This is a genomic window from Frankia sp. AvcI1 (assembly GCF_001420875.1).
GTDB lineage: Bacteria > Actinomycetota > Actinomycetes > Frankiales > Frankiaceae > Frankia > Frankia alni.
In genome coordinates this window covers 320,322-339,700 of the sequence record NZ_LJFZ01000002.1, presented here as the reverse complement: position 1 = coordinate 339,700, position 19,379 = coordinate 320,322, and the positions used below count along the sequence as shown (strand labels likewise).

Annotated in this window: 8 protein-coding genes and 15 pseudogenes; 17 read left to right on the top strand and 6 right to left on the bottom strand. The window is 72.9% G+C overall.

Annotated elements, in window-relative coordinates; genetic code table 11:
- Positions 1–184 precede the first annotated feature (184 nt).
- Positions 185–345, bottom strand: a pseudogene (locus UK94_RS75740) (phospholipid-binding protein); the annotation flags it as partial.
- A gap of 426 nt (positions 346–771) precedes the next feature.
- Here UK94_RS75740 and UK94_RS38880 point away from each other — a divergent pair.
- From UK94_RS38880 to UK94_RS03640, 10 genes and pseudogenes are all read left to right on the top strand, one after another.
- Positions 772–903, top strand: a pseudogene (locus UK94_RS38880) (MarR family transcriptional regulator); the annotation flags it as partial.
- Between the two features lies 1 nt (position 904).
- Positions 905–1,042, top strand: a pseudogene (locus UK94_RS38875) (MarR family transcriptional regulator); the annotation flags it as partial.
- Position 1,043: 1 nt separating this feature from the next.
- A pseudogene (locus tag UK94_RS38870) lies at positions 1,044–1,129 on the top strand (MarR family transcriptional regulator); the annotation flags it as partial.
- Between the two features lies 1 nt (position 1,130).
- Positions 1,131–1,236, top strand: a pseudogene (locus UK94_RS38865) (MarR family transcriptional regulator); the annotation flags it as partial.
- Positions 1,237–1,312: 76 nt separating this feature from the next.
- The gene (locus UK94_RS03660; protein WP_055748700.1) at positions 1,313–2,818 is read left to right on the top strand and encodes a CapA family protein; all 1,506 of its coding nucleotides are present in this window, start codon (positions 1,313–1,315) and stop codon (positions 2,816–2,818) included.
- Positions 2,819–2,985: 167 nt separating this feature from the next.
- Positions 2,986–3,335: pseudogene (locus UK94_RS03655) on the top strand (DoxX family protein); the annotation flags it as partial.
- 1 nt (position 3,336) lies between these two features.
- A pseudogene (locus tag UK94_RS38860) lies at positions 3,337–3,487 on the top strand (DoxX family protein); the annotation flags it as partial.
- A gap of 77 nt (positions 3,488–3,564) precedes the next feature.
- Positions 3,565–4,527 (top strand): alpha/beta hydrolase (locus tag UK94_RS03650; RefSeq protein WP_313949445.1); only part of this gene is annotated, 963 nt, incomplete at its 5' end.
- Between the two features lie 37 nt (positions 4,528–4,564).
- A complete protein-coding gene (locus UK94_RS03645; RefSeq protein WP_011601949.1) occupies positions 4,565–5,599 on the top strand; it encodes a GNAT family N-acetyltransferase in 1,035 nt (344 codons plus the stop codon).
- Between the two features lie 306 nt (positions 5,600–5,905).
- Positions 5,906–8,041 carry a substrate-binding and VWA domain-containing protein gene (locus tag UK94_RS03640; protein ID WP_055748698.1) on the top strand — a complete coding sequence of 712 codons (2,136 nt, stop codon included), beginning with the start codon at positions 5,906–5,908 and terminating at the stop codon, positions 8,039–8,041.
- Positions 8,042–8,246: 205 nt separating this feature from the next.
- Here UK94_RS03640 and UK94_RS03635 read toward each other — a convergent pair whose 3' ends face one another.
- Entirely contained in the window at positions 8,247–8,495 is a 249-nt protein-coding gene (locus UK94_RS03635; RefSeq protein ID WP_011601946.1) for a DUF6158 family protein, read from the bottom strand.
- Between the two features lie 724 nt (positions 8,496–9,219).
- Here UK94_RS03635 and UK94_RS03630 point away from each other — a divergent pair.
- The 6 genes and pseudogenes from UK94_RS03630 to UK94_RS38845 all read left to right on the top strand — a co-directional run.
- Positions 9,220–10,434 (top strand): ATP-binding protein (locus UK94_RS03630; RefSeq protein ID WP_235486349.1); only part of this gene is annotated, 1,215 nt, incomplete at its 5' end.
- Positions 10,431–10,838 (top strand): annotated as a pseudogene (locus UK94_RS38855) (response regulator); the annotation flags it as partial. The gene UK94_RS03630 and the pseudogene UK94_RS38855, both read left to right, overlap by 4 nt.
- A 520-nt stretch (positions 10,839–11,358) precedes the next feature.
- Positions 11,359–11,988, top strand: a 630-nt coding sequence (locus tag UK94_RS03620) for a hypothetical protein (RefSeq protein WP_235486346.1), incomplete at its 5' end; no start/stop codon positions are given.
- A gap of 523 nt (positions 11,989–12,511) precedes the next feature.
- Positions 12,512–14,149: pseudogene (locus UK94_RS03615) on the top strand (Hsp70 family protein); the annotation flags it as partial.
- Between the two features lies 1 nt (position 14,150).
- Positions 14,151–14,358 (top strand): annotated as a pseudogene (locus tag UK94_RS38850) (hypothetical protein); the annotation flags it as partial.
- Between the two features lies 1 nt (position 14,359).
- Positions 14,360–14,771 (top strand): annotated as a pseudogene (locus UK94_RS38845) (hypothetical protein); the annotation flags it as partial.
- A 147-nt stretch (positions 14,772–14,918) separates the two neighbouring features.
- On the opposite strand, the pseudogene UK94_RS03610 reads toward UK94_RS38845, so the two are convergent.
- From UK94_RS03610 to UK94_RS38830, 4 genes and pseudogenes are all read right to left on the bottom strand, one after another.
- A pseudogene (locus UK94_RS03610) lies at positions 14,919–15,435 on the bottom strand (dienelactone hydrolase family protein); the annotation flags it as partial.
- A 1-nt stretch (position 15,436) separates the two neighbouring features.
- A pseudogene (locus UK94_RS38840) lies at positions 15,437–15,509 on the bottom strand (hypothetical protein); the annotation flags it as partial.
- A gap of 1 nt (position 15,510) precedes the next feature.
- Positions 15,511–15,626: pseudogene (locus tag UK94_RS38835) on the bottom strand (dienelactone hydrolase family protein); the annotation flags it as partial.
- Positions 15,627–17,171: 1,545 nt separating this feature from the next.
- Positions 17,172–17,678 (bottom strand): hypothetical protein, encoded by a 507-nt coding sequence (locus tag UK94_RS38830; RefSeq protein ID WP_235486345.1) that lies wholly within the window; start codon positions 17,676–17,678, stop codon positions 17,172–17,174.
- Between the two features lie 1,011 nt (positions 17,679–18,689).
- On the opposite strand from UK94_RS38830, the pseudogene UK94_RS03600 reads away from it, so the two are divergent.
- Positions 18,690–19,376 (top strand): annotated as a pseudogene (locus tag UK94_RS03600) (response regulator transcription factor); the annotation flags it as partial.
- Positions 19,377–19,379 lie beyond the last annotated feature (3 nt).

Below are 19,379 nucleotides of genomic sequence, written 5' to 3'. Positions count from 1 at the left end.
CCGAACCGAGTCCACCGACATCTCGCTGGACCGTTCCAGCATCTGCGAGGTAACCGCCCGACCGACCGGATGGTGGATGAGATCGACGAGCACCTCGCCGTCGAACACCTTGGTGAGCCAGTCCTCCGGCGGATCCACCGGCCGCAGCCCGGCCGCGGCCAGAACCTCGACCGCCCGCGGCACNTCCTCTTCCCGCAGCATGAAATCGACGTCGTGAACGGGCTCGGGACCGCCGCGGGCCCAGCACGCGTAGCTCCCCCCGAGGGCGAACGGGATGTCCGCCTCCTTCAGGGTCACGGCAACCCGTTTCAGACTCTCCCGCAGACCTCTGGGCGCAAGCTCCATACCGCAGCCCGTACCCGCCTGTGCCCTGTGATGCACCTCGCGCGTGGCGCCGGGTGGTCGCGGGTGCCCCTGTCACGATCGCGACATCCCCGAATGGCTACCCCAAAGCGGTGACAAGAGTACTACGCAAGTGCCGGGATGTCCGGCTATCCGTAGTTATAATTTCACTACATGCCACAGGAGTTACGGCTTCGACGTCGGAGCGCCACCCGATTCTCACACCCTGGCGACAACGAGCGTCGGCATGAGCGATGATGACCTTTGCGGCGAACTCGTCGGCCGCCCACTTCGACACCGGATTGGAAGCGAACCCTGAACGCGCGCACACGATCCGACCAGTTGCCCAGGGGTGTCGGTGAAGACACCGGCGTGCTGGAACATTCCGGCGAGCGCCTACCCGGGCAACGCGCCACCGGGACGGCCACCCTGTCCCCGCAGCCGGCCGAGCCGCCCAGCACCAGCGGCGTGGTCGACATGTCCAGCCACCCGGGCCAGCTCGCCCGTCGGCTGCAGCAGGTGACCTACCAGCTGTGGACGACAACCGTCTCCACCGAGACCNCCCCGCCGCAGTTCGTGGTCCTCAACAGCCTCCTCGCCGATCCCGACATCGATCAGCGCACGCTCGGCGAACGGGCGTCGCTCGACAGATCCACGGTCGCCGACGTGGTGGCGAGGCTCGTCCAGCGAGGCCTCATCCNCCGGGTCCGCGACCCGCGTGACGGCCGCCGCAACGTGCTACGGCTGACCAAGCGAGGCGAGTCGACCCACGGCCAGGTGGCAGACCNCATCGAACAGATGAACGACAAGCTGCTGGCCCCCCTGTCCCGGGAGGAACAGGGCTCGCTGCTGTCCATGCTGACGCGGATCGTCGACCAGGGCGGCCCGCGGTAGCACGACTGCCACTCATCGTTTACNTTCGGTAACGCTAGGACGTCGATTCAATTCGATCCGACCGGCACCGAGGACGATGCTGCGACTCCGTCGGCCCGACGCGCGGCGTCGCCCCCGATCACCTGGCGCCCCGCACACGGGCCTGTCCGCACTTCGGCGACTCGCTGTCGTCGGGCTCGCCGGTCTCGCGGTCGGCACCGTCGGCATCACCGCCTCGTCCCCGCTCCACGGGCGCGAGGCCGCCCGGCCCGCCAGTTCCATCCCAGCGGGCCGTCCCGACCGCGGTGAGCCCGACGGCGGTACGCACGCCGCCGGCCCCGACCTGCCCGCCGATCGTGACCCGAGCGGTGGGGGCCCGCCGCACGATGTTCGGCCGAGCCAGACCCGGCCGAAGGGTGCCCGTGCCTCGTTCGGTCCCGAGGCCACGGCCATCACCGTCGTCGCGGCGGGCGAGATCGACCTGTCCCGGGCGGTCGACCCACAGGCGGCCGTGTCACCGCTGCGCGGCTACGGCACCGCGGCCGATCTCGCTCTCTGCCGGCTGGTCGCGCCCCTCGCGACGTCCCTCGCCGCCCCGGATCGCCGGTCAGACGGCGCGGATGGCGCCGCCGTCGCCCTCGCCGGCGCAGGTTTCGACCGGTGCGACACCGGCGGTGTCGGACCGCCCGGCAGCCCGGCGCGCACGCGCACCGACGCGGCCCTCGACCAGGCGGGCATCGCCGCCTCCGTCCCGGCGGTCGCAGGCGCCCGGGGGCCGATCGGGACGGAGACGGTCCGGGGAACGCGGGTCGCCCTGCTCTCCTACCTCGACCCCGTCTCCTCCCTCGACCCCGCCGGCACGTCCGCCCAGACCGCTCTCACCGCCGAGCGGATCGGCCAGGACGCCGCCCGCGCCCGCTCCGACGGCGCCGATCTCGTCGTCGCGCAGCTCGCCTGGGGCCGGCCCGGCCAGCAGGCCGTGACGCCGCACCAACGGGATCTGGCCCGCACGCTGCTCACCTCGTCCGACGTGGACCTGATCCTCGGCACCGGCGGCGGGAGCCCGCTGCCGATCGAGCGGATCGCCGGCCGCTACGTCGCCTACGACCTGGGCACCCTGATCGGCGCACCGGCCTTCGGCGACCGCGGGGACGCCACGGCGGACCGCTCGGCGGACGGCTCGGCGGACGGCTCTGCGGACGGCTCTGCGGACGGCTCTGCGGACGGCTGGTCGCCCGCCCCGGGCCTCGACGGCGTGCTGCTCTCCATCCAGGTCCGGCGGACGGCCCTGGGCTGGACGGTGGCCGGCCTCACCTACACGCCGACCTGGGCGGATCCCTCCGGCGCCGCGGCCTGGCCGATCGCGGACCGGCTGGACGACCCCGGCGCGCCCGCGCTGGATCAGGCCCGGCTGGCCGCCTCCTGGCAACGCACGATCGCGGCCGTCGGAGCGCTCGGCTCGACCGACGGGGTCCGGGTCGACCGGGTACCCCGCGATTCGCCCCCGGACCGTCCAGGCTGGCCGGCCAGCCCTGAAGCCCGGCCAGCCCCCACAGGCCCGGCCGGTAGGGCGAACCCGCCAATAGGGCGAACCCGCCAATAGGGCGAACCCGTCGGTAGGGCGAACCCGTCAGTAGATCAAACTTAGTGCAATTAGCGTGTCTTCGCCGTCAACCCGATACTGTCTGCGCTGCGGCAGCGGTGTACGCCACGCCGTCCACGCAGGCAGCCCGTCCCGAGGAGGAGACACGTGACATCGCCTGACACCGNGGCCCTGGTGCTCCGGGTCATCGTGGGTCTCACTCTGGTCGCCCACGGCTACAACCACGTCTGGGGGCCTGGCGGGATCAAGGGCACGGCCGGCTGGTTCCAGAGCATGGGTCTGCGTCCGGGCATCGTGCACGCCTGGACCTCCGGGCTCGTCGAGCTCGCCGCGGGATTCGGGCTGGTCTTCGGCTTCCTCACGCCGTTCAGTGCCGGCGGCATCATCGGCACGATGGTCGTCGCGGGCATCACGGCGCACCGCACCAACGGCTTCTTCATCTTCAAGCCGGGCCAGGGTTACGAGTACGTCCTGATGATCGCGGCCGTCTGCGCGGCGATCGGCATCCTCGGCCCCGNCAAGGCGTCGCTGGACCACGCGATCGGCATCGAACTCGACGGCTGGGCCGGCGGCCTGATCGCGATCCTGCTCGGCGTGGGCGGGGCTGCCCTGCTGCTGGTGACCGCCTGGCGGCCGGAGCGCAAGCCGGCGGAGTCGACCAAGGTCTGAGCACCGCCGCCCGGCACCCACCGCCTGACCTGCGTCGTCCGGCGCGGGCTGGCCGCGGCGCGGGCCCGGGACGGTCNCGGCACGGGGGCGCGCGGGCGAAGAGTGTGCTCATACTGACCTACGTGCCTACGAACTCCGACAGTGGACAGCTGGCCTCGGCGACCTCTGGCCCGTCCCTGCGCATCCCCAGCGGCGGGCTGACCCTCGCCGCGGACGCCTACGGCGACGACACCGATCCTCCGGTGGTGTTACTCCACGGTGGCGGCCAGACTCGTCACTCCTGGCGGCGCACCGCCCGCCGGCTCGGTGCGGACGGCTGGTACACCCTCACGGTGGACCTGCGCGGCCACGGCGACTCCGGCTGGTCCCCCGAGGGCGACTACGCGCTCGACGCCTTCGCCGACGACGTGCTCGCCCTGCGCCGCGCCCTCGGCCGGCCGCCGGTGCTCATCGGCGCCTCGCTGGGCGGCATCGCCTCCCTCGCCGCCGTCGGCCGCGACCCCGACGTCGCGCGCGGCCTGGTCCTCGTCGACGTGTCGCCGTTCCTGCAGCCCCGGGGCACCGGACGGATCATGGACTTCATGCGGGCCGCGCCGGACGGCTTCGCCTCCGTCGAGGACGCCGCCGACGCGGTCGCCGCCTACCTGCCGCACCGGGAGCGCCCCCGCGACCCGGCCGGGCTGCGCAAGAACCTGCGCTTCGCCGACGGCCGCTGGTACTGGCACTGGGACCCGGCGTTCGTCTTCCCGCCCGAGGGCCACGACCCGCGGCTGCGGCTGCGCACGCCGCTGGAGGAGCTGTCCGCCATCGTGACGAGGCTGCGGATCCCGACCATGCTCGTGCGGGGCGGCCAGTCCGACGTGCTCGGCGAGGACGACGCCCGCCGGTTTCTCGACCTCGCCCCGCACGCGGAGTACTGCGACGTCGCCGGGGCGCATCACATGGTCGCCGGCGACGACAACGCCGTCTTCGACGTGCGGATCCTCGACTTCCTCCAGCGCCGGATCCGTCCCCGCCTGGTCCTGGGCCCCGGCGACTGACCGGCACACCCCACCCGGTGGGGTATGCCTGACCCCGATGGACGACGCACCGGACACGCCCCCGCCCGAGGATGCCGGCCCGCCCACGGTCGCCGGCCTGCTGCTGGCGGCCGGGGCGGGGCGGCGGATGGGGCGCGCCAAGGCGCTGGTCGAGTTCGGCGGTGAGACCCTCGCCGCGCGGGGGGTCCGGATGCTCGCCGCCGGCGCCTGCTCGCCGGTCGTGGTCGTCGTCGGCGCCGCCGCGGACGAGGTCGCCGCGGCCCTCACCGCTGCCGCCGCGTACCGCGGGGCGGGCGACTCTGTGGGGCGGGCCCAGCAGCGTGCCGGCGGGGCGGGCGGCGAGGCGACGGGGCGTCTCGGGTGGGCGGAGCCGCGGCTGGTGCGGGCGCAGGGCTGGGCCGAGGGGATCGGCGCCTCCCTGCGAGCCGGGCTCGACGCTCTCGGCGGCACCGGCGCCCAGGCCGCGGTCGTGACGCTGGTCGACCAGCCCGGCCTGACCGCGGCGGCGGTCCGCCGCCTGGTCGACGCCGCCGCGCCGGCCGGGGCGTACCGGCGATACGCGGCGCTGACCGCCACCTACCGCGGCCAGCCGGGCCATCCCGTCCTGCTGCGCCGGGCGATCTGGGCCGACGTCGCCGGCCTCGCCCGCGGGGAGGTCGGCGCGCGGGCCTGGCTGCGCGCCCATCCCGACGCCGTCGGCCGGGTCGCCTGCGACGGCCTCGGCACCCCCGCGGACGCCGACACCCCTGCCGACCTCGCCGGCATCGAGGAGGATGCCCCCATGGACCTGTCTGTCACCGATAATCCCGCACGCTTCCGCTACGAGGCGATCACGCCCGCCGGCGAGATCGCCGGTTTCGTGCAGTACCAGAAGCGGCCGGATCGGATCGTCTTCATCCACACCGAGGTGAGTCCGGAGTTCTCCGGCCAGGGGGTGGGTTCCACCCTCGCCACCGCGGCACTGGACGATGTTCGCCGGCAGGGCCTCGCCGTGGTCCCGCAGTGCCCCTACATCCGCGCGTTCATCGAACGCCATCCGGCCTACGCCGATCTCGTGGCCGCCGACGCCTGAGCCGCGGCCGTCCGCCGTAGAGCGAACATCGGGGCTGGTAGGACACCATGCCGACGACGTAGGAAACGGAGGAACAACGCCGAGCCCCGGCATTCCAAGATGAGCTGACGACCGGCCCGCGGCTGGGCAGTATCGGCGGCACGAAAACCGATACGAGGCACAACGCTCCCGATTCCCGAATCGGCGGGGGACGGCGGGGAGCGCGGTCGACCGTTGCGCGGTGGGCTCGGCGGGAGAAGTAGTCACATCATCGTGGTGGCGGCGGGTTCGGAACAGGCACGGCGCCTCCCGTGAAAGGACGTCTGTGTGTCCGGCGCCCGTCATCGGTCCCCAGGTGGAGGCAGTCACGGCGCCCGGCCGCGCCGGCCTGACCGGCCTGACCCGCCTGACCGGCGTGTCCGCAGGTCAGCGCGCGGACGGTTCACCGGGCCTGAGCGGTCCGAACAGCCGGAACGGCCCGGACGGCCGGAAGGGCCCGGACGGCCCGGACGAGTCGGACGGTCCGCGCGGCCGGGACGGGTCGGCCCGGACGGGCGGCGCCGGGGCTGGCGGGCCCGCGGGATCGGTCTCGGCGCGGTCAGCAGTGCCGCCCTGCTCGTCCTCGGCGGTCTCACGGTCACCGGCATCGGGTTCGCGGCGGCCTCCGTCTGGCACGGCGGCTCGCCGGAGGAGTGCGCCGACGGCACCACCCGGACCACGCTGACGATCACCACAGCCCCGACCCTGGCCGCGCCGATCAGCCGGCTGGCCGCCGAGTTCAGCCGGGCGCACTCCGACCAGGACGGGCCCTGCGTGACCTTCGACGTGTCCGCCACGCCGTCCGACCGGGCACTCGACGCGTTGTCGCGGGCGACCACGCCCGGTTCGACCGTTCCGGACGTGTGGATCCCCGAGTCGGCGGACTGGCTGGAGCTGGGGCAGGAGTCGAACACCGCGGCGCAGCAGTTGCCGGCGCGGGCGACGACGATCGCCGGCTCCCCCGTCGTCATCGCCATGCCCCGGCTGATGGCACAGCGGCTCGGCTGGCCGGAACATCACCTGACCTGGGCCGATCTCGCGGCCGATGCGGACAGGACGGCCTTCTGGCCGGACCGCGGGGAGCCCCGCTGGGGCGAGTTCCGGCTCGCCATGGCCAACCCCGAGAACTCGGCGGCGGCGCTGCGGGCGGTCATCGGCACGGTCGGCGCGGCGCGGCGGTTGGCCCCCGCGGACATGACACCGGGCACCTTCGACCAGGACCGCGCGGCCCAGGCCACGGTGCTGCACCTGGAGCGCTCGATCGACTGGCTGCCGCAGTACGACCACCAGCTGTTCGACTCGGTCCGCGACGGCGGTACGGAGAACGGCGCCGCCGGCAGCGCGCCGTCGGCCTTCCCCGCCCTGGAGTCCGACGTCATCGCCTACAACCGGACGCTGACGGCGCGGACGGGCCCCCTGTCCGCGACGACCCTCGTCGCCTCCTATCCCGCCGACGGCGCGTTCACGGCGACGGTGCCCTACATCGTCCTGAAGCGGACGACGGATTCGGCGCCCAGGCACGCCGCGGCGGACGCCTTCGCCGCCTACCTGCGCGGCGACGCCGGGCGGCGAGCCCTGACCGCGGCCGGCTTCCGCACCCCCGCGGAGCTGGCAGGCCGCGACGATCCGGGCGGGCTGGCGGCGACGCTCAACGCGACCGACGGCGTGCGTTCCACCCCGCCGAAGCTCGCCAGTACGGACGCCTCGGACAGCGTGCTCGGAACCGCGCGCCGCTTCTTCCGGCACAGCCGTGAACGCGGGGCCACCCTCGCCGTGCTCGACACCTCCGGCTCCATGGCGCTGCCGCTGACGAGCGACGCCGGTCGCACCCGCCTCCAGGCGGCCACGGACGCGGCGATGACCGGCCTGCGGCTGTTCGCACCGGACAGCCAGGTCGGCCTCTGGCAGTCCTCCGCCGAACTGCCCGACGGCCACCGGGAGCTCGCCCCGCTCGCCCGGCTGAACGCTGCGGGCCACGCCGGCGCGGGCCACGCCGGCACCCAGCGCGACGACCTGACCGCCTCGCTGGCGGCCCTGAAGCCCGGCGGCAGCACCGACCTGTACTCGACCGCCGTCGCGGCCGTGCGCGAGCTGACCGACCGGTACGCCGCTGATCGGCTCAACCGGGTCGTCCTGTTCACCGACGGTGACGCGGACACCGGCGGCGACGATCACCCCGACGGGGAGCAGCCGGGGCGGCGCGCGACGGCGAGTGCCGAGCCCACGCTCGACCAGGCTGTCTCCGCGCTGCGGGCCGCCGCAGATCCGCACCGGCCCGTCCAGCTCATCGTGATCGGCTGCGATCCCGGCGCGGATCTCGCCAGCCTGCAACGCCTGGCCGGGGCCACCGGCGGCCACGCCTACCTCGCGCCGGACGCGAACGCCCTGTTCGACATCTACGTCGACACCCTGACCGGCGCCTAGCCGGTGCGCGTTCCACGTGGGTCCCTCTCAGGCGCGGCGCGACCGCCCGTCGCCATCTCGGCCAGATTGCGGACACATCGTGCCGAGGTCTGGGCACGGTTTTGAGCGTCAAAAGCGTGCCCAGACCTCGGCACGGCTACGCACGCGACCGGTGACAGAAAGGATCGGCGGGTAGCCCACCTCTCCGTGACGCCAGCCGACCAGCTCAGCCCGCGACGCCGGCGGCGCGGCGCCGGCCGGCCCGGGTGCGCCGTGGATCGGGGCTGGCGGCCTGCGGGAAGCGGCGCAGGTACTCGCGTTCGAGCTCCAACATGCGCGCCGTGTGGGTCTCGAACGCGTCCTCGCTGCCGGCGATGAAGGCGTCGTGCCTGGTGCGGTGGAGGTGCCGCAGCTCGCGGACGAGGTCGTCGTCGGCCAGGTTGGGGGCGGGGATGCCCTCGGGTCGGTGCGTCATGACCTGGGTGTACCCGCTCCGCCACCAGCCTTCGCGTCTCCCCGCCCCATACCGCACGGCCAACTCCTGGCGTGGCCACGGCCAGCCCATGATCACGGCGGGCACGTGGTCACAGCGGGCACGTGGTCACGGCGAGAACGTGGTCACGGCGAGAACGTGGTCACGACCGGCGCACGGTCAGAGCGGGGGCGGCACCGGCCCCGGGCCGGGCTGCGGATCGAGGCCGGGGCCCGGCGGAACGGGATCGGGCCCCGGGCCGGGAGGGACGGGATCCGGCCCGGGGCCGGGCGGCACCGGATCCGGCCCGGGGCCCGGTGGGACGGGATCCGGCCCGGGGCCCGGCGGCACCGGATCGGGGACGGGCGTCGGCGGGACGGGGTCCGGAGGCGTCGGAAGCGGGCCCGGGCCGGGCGGCGGCAGGACCGCGCTGCCCCCCTCCGCGCCCTGACCCGACCCCGGAGCAGGGATGAGGCAGATGGTCTCCATCTCGTGGCGGTTCCCACGGAAGGCCCGACGCACACCGCAGACGACCGGATCAGACGCGGGGGGNGGCCGTGCCACCGCTCNATCACTACCGTTGCGACCTATGACCGGGTTGGACGGTTCCGCGGGTTCGCCCTGGGCCATCGTCCACCGCACCGAGCAGCGCATGTCGCGGATGGTCGGGTATGCGCGGGCCGCGTGCGCCACGTTCGTGGTCATCCCGCTGTTCGGGTGGGACCGNCTGCGTCACCCCTGGCTCGCCGTGCTGATCGTGGTCGCCGCGGCCGGCGAGGCGAGCTGGTTCGCCTGGCGGGCCTGGCACGGGCCGGGCCGGCTCTCCCAGCGGCTGGTGCTCACCGACGTTGCCTTCTGCGTGGCGCTGATGCTGGTCGGCTCCCGCGCGGCGCAGGCGCACGAGCGCAACAAGCTGATGACCGAACTGGTGCCGTTCAGCCTGGTGGCCTCGGCCGGCGTCGGGTTCGGCCTGGGGCTCGGGCTGCTCGCCGTGTTCGCGGTGGTCATCCTGATGACGGCGTGGAGCCTGGCGGTACTGCCGGACGTCTCCCTCAAGCTCGGCTCGGACCTGTTGGGCTTCGCCCTGTGGTACGTCGTCGCGATGCTCATCGCCCGCGAGCTGCGGACGCTGTCCGCGGCGACCGCCGCCGCCCAGGACGCCGCCAGGGCCGCCGGCCGGCTCGCCGTCGAGCAGGAACGGGAGGCCGAGAGCCTGCGCCAGCGCGAGATCACCCACCGGGAGATCCACGACTACCTGCTGCCCATCGTCGATCACGTCGCCGGCGGCGGCCTGCCCTCCCCCGCGTTGGTGCGGGAGGCCCGCCGCGGGGCGCAGCGGGCCCGGCGCATCATCATGGACCCGCGCGGGCTGGACCCGCGGGTCCTCGACGGCGACGGCAACGGCAACGGCGGCGACGGCCTGCCCGAGCCGGGTGAGACCGGGTTCGAGGCGATGATGTCCGCGGTCGTCGACGCGTTCGCCGACGAGGGCCTCGCGCTCGTCCCCTTCGTGGCGATCCAGGGCGAGCCGCCCGTGCCGGTGCGCGAGGCGCTGGTCGCCGCGACCCGGGAGGCGCTGCGCAACGTCGTGCGGCACGCCGGCGGAGTGGACGAGGTCAGCCTGTTCGTCGAGGGCGACGCCGACGCGGTACTCGTGGTCGTCCGCGACCGGGGCGTCGGGTTCGACCCGGCGACGGTCCGCCCGGGCGGCGGGTTGAGCGGCAGCTACCAGGCCCTGCGCCGGCACGGCGGACAGGCGCTCATCACCGCCCGGCCGGGCGATGGCGTCAAGGTGACGCTGCGCTGGCCGGCCCCGTCCACGCCGCCCGACGGCACCACACCACCCGACGGCACCACACCGTCCGACGGCACCACACCGTCCGACGCGCCCGACGGCGAGGCACCGTCCTCGGCTGCGCCCTGGCAGACGGGCCCGCGGTGAGCGCCGAGCGCCGGCCGGTCTCGGTGGCGATCATCGATGACCATCCCATCGCCACCGAGTCGCTGGCCGCCCGCTTCGCCGGCGCCGGGTTCTCGGTCCTCGCGCCGGCCCCGAGCCTGGAGGCGTTCGACCGCGACGCCGCGCCCGGCGTCGTCGTCTGCGACCTGCATCTGCCCGGGATCTCCGGCGCCGCGGCCGTGGCCGACCTGCACGCGCGCGGCCTGCCCGTCCTGACGACGTCCGGGGTGGCGACGCCCGACGAGGTCCTCGACGCGATTGCCGCGCAGGCCCGCGGGTTCGTCGACAAGACGGCGCCGGCGCAGCAGTTCGTGGCTGCGGTCACCGCCGTGGCCGCGGGCAGCTACCACGTCTCCGCCCGCCTCGCCGGCTTCCTGCTGGAGGACNCGCAGCGCCGNCCGCTGTCGCGCGGCGAGATCGGCACCGACGAACGCAACCTGNTGCGCGCCCTCGCCCAGGGGGATCATCTCGACGAGCTGTGCGCCGAGTGGGGACTCGCGGCGCCCGACGCGCACGGCCTGCTCGCCCGGATCTTCGACGCCGCCCGCCGCCGGCGCCGCCTGCACCGGCCCTCACCGCGGGAGGCCGAGGTGATGGTCCTCGTCGGGTGCCGGGGGCTGTCCCACAAGGAGGCGGCCCGGGCGATGAACGTCAAGACCAGCGTCGTCGCCGACTACCTGCGCACGGTGCGGGCCAAGTACATCGCGAGCCATCCCGACGCCCCGCCGACGATCCCCCCGAGCGCCGCCGCCGCGCTCTGGGCCCGCGAGCTCGGCTTCGACTGAGCTCGACCTCTCAGCTCGACCTCTCCCCCGCCCGAACCGTCAGTCTCTGCCGCGTCCCCCGGTTTTCGTGGGATTGCCCGCCGTCTCCTGCGCCCACACCCTCGTCAGGATGGGTGGCGGNGACGAGGAGGGGGATCGGACGCGGGCGGATCGACTGCGTGCGGTGTTCCTCGCCGCCTTCCTCGACGCGGCGGCGCTGCCGCCCGGAATGTGCCAGATCAGGCCGCCCGACGCCGCGGCCCCGCCGTCCGGAGGCCGGACGGTGCACCAGGGCCAGGCCATCTGGCTGGGTGCGCCCGACGCGGAGCTCTACCGGCTCGACGACACGCGCTGGCTGCTGCCGAGCCCACGCCGGGCCGGCGAGCTCGCCCGGGAGCTGCTCGGACCACCGACCACCCCGCCGCTCGCGGGTACGGCAGACGACCCGCTCTGGTTACGCGGGGGCGACGGCCCGGCGGTGGCCGGCTTGGGTGACGCCGGGCCGAGTACGGGCGGGAGGGGCTCGGGGCAGGTCCGGCTGCACGTCGTCCGCGACACCCCGAGCGCCGGGCACGTGAGCGTTCTCCAGTTCGGACCCGTGGTGGCGCGGATACAGGCCGTCCCTGGCGAGGGTTCGGCGCTGCCGGACGGCCTCGCCGCCGACCTCGGTCGGCTGGTCGCGCGGCAGATCTCGGCGCTGAGCGGCGCTGCTCTGGAGCTGCGCCGGCCTGCCTGGCACCCCGCCCGGTGGTTGTCCCGACCGGGCCGGTGACGACCGGGAAAAACCAGCGGAAAAAACCAGCCGGAAAACCAGACTTCGACGGCCTGCGCCGACCGTTTTCCCCCGAAGAATCGGGGATGGTATGCACCGCGGGCATCCCGCACGATGAGTCCAGGGACCACGCCGGTGCGACGGGTCAGGCCAGTTCGTCGGGGGGACGAGACGGCCAGGTACCGCATCGGGGGCGCACCGGCGTGGTTCCGCGGACTGCCGGCCTTTCGGGGGAGGCCGGCAGTCCGCCGCTCGTCGACCACGCCAGCGCCGCCCTGCCCCGGCCACGGAGGGGCCACTCGGTGCCCGACGCTCCACGGCACGGAGCAACCACGGGCGGCGACCGTATACGGACGGTCGGTCCCGTTATCCTGCCGTTTGGCGAGGGTGTCGTCGGTGCTCCGGTCGGCGCCGCTACGATCTGCCCACCGGAGTCGTGGACAGGGGGTGCCGTGGGCGAGCCGATCCTCGCGATCGACTACGGTACCTGCAGTGCCCGGGCGGCTCTTGCCGTCGAAGGCCNCATCGAACCGGTCCGGGAACCCGCCAGCGGCTCCGTGAGCTGGCCGGCGTCGGTGTTCGCCGACGGCGGCAACCTGATCGTCGGTACCCTCGCCGAACGCCGCAAGCGGATCTGGCCCGCCGCCTACCGCGGCGAGATCAAGCGCGACCTGGCCCGCGACGGCGCCGTCCCCCTGGATGGCCGCGGCTATCCCGCGCACGTGCTGGTCACCGCCGTGCTCGGCGCCCTGAAGGCGGAGGCGGAGCAGCAGCTCGGCGGGCAGTCGTTGACCCGGGCCGTCGTCACCGTGCCGGCGAGCTACGACCCGGCCGGCCCGCTGCGCCGGGTCATGATCGCGGCGGCGGAGGCCGCCGGCTTCGTCGACGTGGACCTGCTCGCCGAACCGGTCGCCGCGGCCTGGTCGCCGCTGGTCGGCACCGAGCCGGAGCCCGGTTCGCTGATGCTCGTCTACGACCTCGGCGGCGGGACGTTCGAGGGGGCGCTGGTCTCGGTCGGCGAGAACGGCCGGCACGAGATGATCGCGCACGCGGCGCTGCACGACTGCGGCGGGCGCGACCTCGACCAGATCCTCTTCGACGAGATCCTCGGTCTCTACGGCCCGGGGCTGGAGCCGCTGCTCAACCCGGCGGGCCCCGGCGACATGTACCAGACCACGGCCAGCCGCACCCGCCACGAGCTGCTCGACTTCGCCCGCGCGGTCAAGCACCAGCTGACCGACATCGCCGTCGTCGAGGACGTGTTCAGCCCGGCCGGCCTGCTGGTCAGCATGCAGCGCGAGAGGTTCACCCAGCTCGCCTCGCCGACCCTGGCGCGCACGATGGCCTGCTGCCAGCATCTGCTGGAGAACGCCGGGTACGGGCCGGACAAGCTCGGCGGGGTGCTCCTCGTCGGCGGCAGCTCACGCATCCCGGTGGTGACCGACGTCCTGGAGGGACGGCTCGGGGTCGGCACCGACTGGCCCGGCCAGCAGCTGTTCTCCCCGGTCGACCCGGAGCTCGCGGTGGTGCTGGGCGCGGCGGCCTGGGCGTCGTCGGTGTCGACCCGGCGGACCACCGCCGCGCGGCCGAACCCCGTGGAGCAGCCGGCCCGGTGGGACATCCCCGGCGGGCGGGCGACGATGGTCCGCTGGCTGGTCGAACCGGGCGAACGCTTCGACGCCGGCGCCGTGCTGGCCCGCGTCCGGCTGACCGACGGCTCCCTGTTCGACCTGGCCGTCGAGGCGCCGGGCAGCCTCATCCACACCCATGCCGAGCCGGGCACGCCGGTCCGCGACGCCGACTGGCTCGCGACCACCCTGCCCTCGGGGCCGGCGCCGCTGGGGTCGGCGGGCGCCGCGGACCTGCGCGGCTTCGAACGCAGCAGCCGCCCGTCGCTGCGCGTGGAGGTCACCGCGCGGGCCACGCTCAAGGGCCACGAACGCGACGTCACCTCCGCCGCCTTCTCCCCCGACGGCGCGCTGCTCGCCACCACCAGCAAGGACGGCACCCGGCTGTGGGACGTGGCGACCGGCCGCACGTCGCTGACGCTGAGCGGGCGTAAGAGCCTGGTCGTGCACGGCTGCGCGTTCTCCCCCGACGGCAAGCTGCTGGCCACCACCGGCAGCGACAAGACCGCCCGGATCTGGGACGTCGCCTCCGGNCGGCAGACGGTGACGCTGACCGGGCACCGCGGGCCCGTCTACGGCTGCGCGTTCTCCCCCGACGGCAGCCTGGTGGCCACCACCGGCACCGACCGCACCGTGCGACTGTGGGGCTCGTCGACCGGCAAGAACATCGCCACCCTCAACGGCCACCGCGGCACGGTCTACGGCTGCGCGTTCTCCCCCGACGGCCGGCTGCTGGTCTCCGNGGGCGCCGAGTCCACGCTGCTGTGGGATGTCTCCGTCGGGGAGGCCCTCATGAGCCTGCCGGGTCACACGAACTTCGCCGGCGGCTGCGCGTTCTCCCCCGACGGCAGCCTGCTGGCGACCGCCGGCAACGAGGGCACCCGGCTGACCGACGCGGGTAGCGGCAGCACCGTCGCGACCCTGCCCGGCTCGGCCCAGAGCTGCGCGTTCTCCCCCGACGGCCGGCTGCTGGCGACGGCCAGCACCGACGACACGGCCCTGCTGTGGGACGTCTCGACCGGCGCGGCGATCGCCACCCTCACCGGCCACAGCAGCACCGTGATGAGCTGCGCCTTCGCCCCGTTCGGCCTGCTGCTCGCCACCACCAGCACGGACATGACCGCCCGCCTCTGGGACATCATCTACACGCCCTGAGGCCCGCCCGCTGCGCCGGCCCGCCCGTTCCTTGCCTATCCAGAGGGATAAGTCGGGCACGGAACCCTCTGGAAGGGCAAGGAGACCGCTCGCCGCGGCCAGGCCGGACCGCGCGCCGACGGACCGGGCTGCGGTGGGGCCGGAGCGTCAGCCGGTGGGCAGTTCCCGGGCAAACAGCGCCGTGACCTTCTCCCAGTGCCGCTGCTCGGCCGCGGCGTCGTGGCTGGGGTTGTCCGCGACGGCGAAGCCGTGGGCGGCGGTGTAGTGCTCCAGCTCGTAACGGGCGCCAGCCTTGTCCAGCGCCGTGGTGAGCAGCTCCTGCTGCTCCGGCGTGCAGGACTGGTCGTTGGCCGCGACGCCGAAGTAGAGCGCCGCGCTGATGTCGTCCGCCCGCAGGTGCGGGCTGGTCGGCTCCTCGGTGGCGATGCCACCGCCGTGGATGGACGCGGCGGCCGCGACCCGGTCCGGGATCGCACCGGCCACGGTGAAGGCCAGCAGCCCGCCCCGGCAGTAGCCGACGGTGGCGACCTTGTCGGCCCGCACGTCGGACCGCGCGTCCAGCACCTCGAGCAGCGCCGCGGTGTCCTGCACGACCAACGCCGGGGCCGCCTTGCCCATCACGGCCATCAACTCGGCGCGCAGATCAGGATCGGACCACACCTTGNCCACGTCGAACGAGATCTTGCCGGATCGGTAGAAGTAGTTCACCACCGCCACCGCGTAGCCGCGCGCGGCGAANTGGTCGGCCATGTCGTGCATGACCGGCCGGACGCCACCGGCGTCCGGATAGAAGATGACGACCGGCGGCGTCGTGCCGCCGCCGTCGTCGTCGGGGGTGTGCAGGTACACGTCCATCACACCGTCGGCCGTGCGTACATCGATTTCGGTAACGGGCACTCGGTTCGCCTCCCGCTGGTACCGCCCGGCCTGGTGCCGGGCGCAGCCATGCGGCAAGCAGCATCCTCCATGCCGCGCCGAGAGGGTACAGACGGCCCCCGCGGCTGCGGTGGGCGCCCATAGCGCCACGCCAGGTGACGATTCGGCGCCGTTCGGAGGCTCAGGCGGGACGAGCGGTGTCCGCGGCGGCGGGGTCGACGGCAGCCGGGTCGACGGCATTGGGGTCCGTCGCGTCCGCGGGCGGGCACTCCAGACCGAAGTCGTCGAGCACGGCCGTCGGCGCGACGCCGCAGCCCACTTCGTAGGTGCCGAGCTGGACGAGCTTCCAGCCGCCGTCGGTGCGGTGCAGCACGCCCTCCGCCCGGTCGAGATCCGCGACCGTCGGGTGCAGTTCGNTGTACGCCCAGCTCGGGTCGCTGCTTGCGAGGCGGGTGCCGGCGAGCTCGTAGTCCCTGGTCGGAACCTGCGCCGTGTACGGGCTGGTGCGCACCGCCTTGTCGATGGCGTCGGCATCCCGCGCGGTGGGAGCGACGGTCTCGGCGGCGGCNTCGCGGACGGGCGCCGCGACCACGCCGGTGCTCGCGGTGGCGGCGGCGGAGGAGCCGGTACAGGCGAAGGCAGTTCCCACCGTGACGACTCCCGCGGTGACCAGAGTGGCTGTGGGCAGTACCACCCGACGCGCCACGCGAGGGCGCACGCCGTGGCGGGCGGACTGAGGACGACGGTGTCGAGCCATGCGGAGCACGTACCCAGTTTGCGCGGGTGAACCCCCCCTTGGGGTGCAGTTCCCTGGTCGTCCTCCCGACAGACCACAGCGTGCTCCCCAGGGGCACCCACCGTCACCTGGGTGACAGCCGTGTGACGTCGGGATCGTCACCGTGGGACCCTGCCGACGCTCTTGGCGACCGCGCCGAATGGGGTAGCGCGGCCAGGCCTCGCCGCCGTGCCCCGCCGCCACCGTCAGGCCCGCCATCGCCCGGACTCGCCGCCGTCGATCCCGTCAGCGCCAGGCCTGTCGACCTCGGTCGGAGCAGGGCCGTCGACACCGTTCGGGGCATAGCCGTCGATCTCCAGTCGGCGCCCAGGCCGATGCCGCCGTCGTCCCCGAGCCGGCGCGACCCGCCGCCGGCAACCAGGGCGCACCATCCCTCCGCGTGGGCTTGATCGTCAGATGCCCCCGAGGCTCAGGTCCGCTTGGCCTAGGGCGTTCGGGGGATGCGCGCGTACCTTGCCCACAGCCCCCGAGGGCTATCGACTGTCTCGGACGCACAACACCGCGACGCCGGCGGCCAGCAGCCAGACGGGGGCCAGCAGCCCGCCCGAGTACGGCAGGCCCGACGCCGCACGTCGCGCCGATCGATACCGCGGCGAAAACCGCGCTCACGACACCGAACCAGGTCGGCAGGACCCGGTGCACGAAGATCAGCACTGCCGCGCAGGCAGCCGCGGCGATCGCCCCTCACCAGGCCGCGTACTACATCCGGCTTTCGAGATCCGGCTCATTCATATTTTTTGATCCCCTGATCGCAACTCCAGACTGCTCATCCATACCGCCTGGGAATCCGTTTTCCAGACAACATTGACGTCCACGCTGGCACACAGGTCCAAGAGATCCGGGCGCGGCTCCGAGGGAACCAGGAGGATCAGACGCGGGGCCGGCTCAATAAAACGTCGATAGTCAAGGAGTTGACCGATTCCCATACGAACGTCCTCACGCGCGACCGTCCCCTTCGCTTCTATCAGCTCGTGCGACGTCTCATCGTAGAGGTCCGTAAAGAGCGGACCCAGCTCATTTTTCGGAAGAATCGCCTTACGGCATATCCCATGACCAAGAGATCGCAGATGATTTGCATACTCGCGGACAAGATCAGCTTCCCGCCGAACAGCGGTGCCGAGCTTCTCTTGCCCGATCACCGCATACCGGTCAACTCTCGATTCTTCTATCGGCACTGAGACAACGCGGCTGGCAGTGGCGGTACTCGCCGGAATCGTAGCCTCAACGAGGTGCACGGAGCCGTGCGGACGGAGCCGAAAGATGATGACCGACCGTATCGGACCGCCTCGCGTTCCTGGCGCCCGGCTCGTGTACCACGGCAAGTCGGCATCGAGCTCGAATTCGCCGACATACTGAACACCGCTATCCAAAACATGGAAGAGACGAAGTGCGCGGCCCCTCGCTCGATGATTCAATACAGCCAGATTGTTTCCCGCCATCTTCTGATCGCCAGCCTGCCCCTCTCCAGTGTAATGGAAGCATCCATCGTCACCCCAGCCATCAAAATAGCCATGAATCCTGCCCTTGATTGGGTTCGTGAAGAGCAATATGTTAGGACTCTCAGCACACGGTCCAATTCCAGACTGATGATTTCCGCCGTATCTTTGGTGGACGGCGCGACGGATCCGCACAACACCCGNCTCAATCTCCCAAAAGTTGATCTCCGGATCTGGCGATTTTGTCACCATACCAACGAAAGGTCGTAGCGTCGCGAGGAACCGATTACGGTTGAGCTCGTCACGCAGGAGATCGAACGCGGGCTCGGAAAGACCNATAGCAGGATCCTCTTGGTGCAACCACCAGCGCTGCTGGGAGCTGTCACCAGGCGGCACTGGAGTCCCCGCGCGGATCTCCCACAACAGCGAGTCACGTAGCGCGACGACCGGGAATTCCCGTGCCGTTGATCCGTCAGCGCCCCCGCTGCTTCCCGCGTCCAGGACCGCCTCCAGCTCCGCGCGAACCTCGGACCACCGACTCAGCCGCACGCCAGCCGTGACGCGCTCCACCGCCCACAGCAGCGTCAACGACTCAGGTGCTCGTGATCCNCTCTGATCCGATGCGTCCAGGACCCTACGCAATTCACTCAAAGCTTCATCTAGATGCACTTGGCAACGATATGGTCACCGTGCCCCGGCCCAACGCGGTGATCCGAGGATCGGTGAACATGCCGNCACACCTCCGGCACTCACAGGAAGTTCACAGCTGGGTCTCAGGTAGAAGCCAGGCATCCGGGAGAAGCTGTCCCCATGCAACCGGTGCGGGTACTCGTGGTGGACGACGAGACGACGCTGGCGGAGCTGCTGTCGATGGCGCTGCGCTACGAGGGGTGGGAGGTGCGCAGCGCCGGGGACGGGCGTGGCGCCCTGCGGCTCGCGCGCGAGTTCCGGCCCGATGCGGTGGTGCTCGACATCATGCTGCCCGACATGGACGGGTTGGAGGTGCTGCGGCGGCTGCGGGCGGAGAGCCCGGACGTCCCCGTGCTGTTCCTGACCGCGCGCGACGCCGTCGAGGACCGGGTGGCCGGGCTCACCGCCGGCGGTGACGACTACGTGACGAAGCCGTTCAGCCTGGAGGAACTCGTCGCCCGGCTGCGTGGGCTGATGCGCCGGGCGGCGCGGACCACCGAGGCGCTGCAGGGTGCGCGGCTCGTCGTCGGCGACCTGACCATGGACGAGGAGAGCCGCGAGGTGGCGCGCGGCGGTGTCCCGGTGCACCTGACCGCGACCGAGTTCGAGCTGCTGCGCTTCTTCATGCGCAACCCGCGCCGGGTGCTCAGCAAGGCACAGATCCTCGACCGGGTCTGGAACTACGACTTCGGCGGGCAGGCGAACGTCGTCGAGCTGTACGTCTCCTACCTGCGAAAGAAGATCGACGCCGGCCGCCCGCCGATGATCCACACGATGCGGGGCGCCGGCTACGTGCTGCGACCGGCGGAG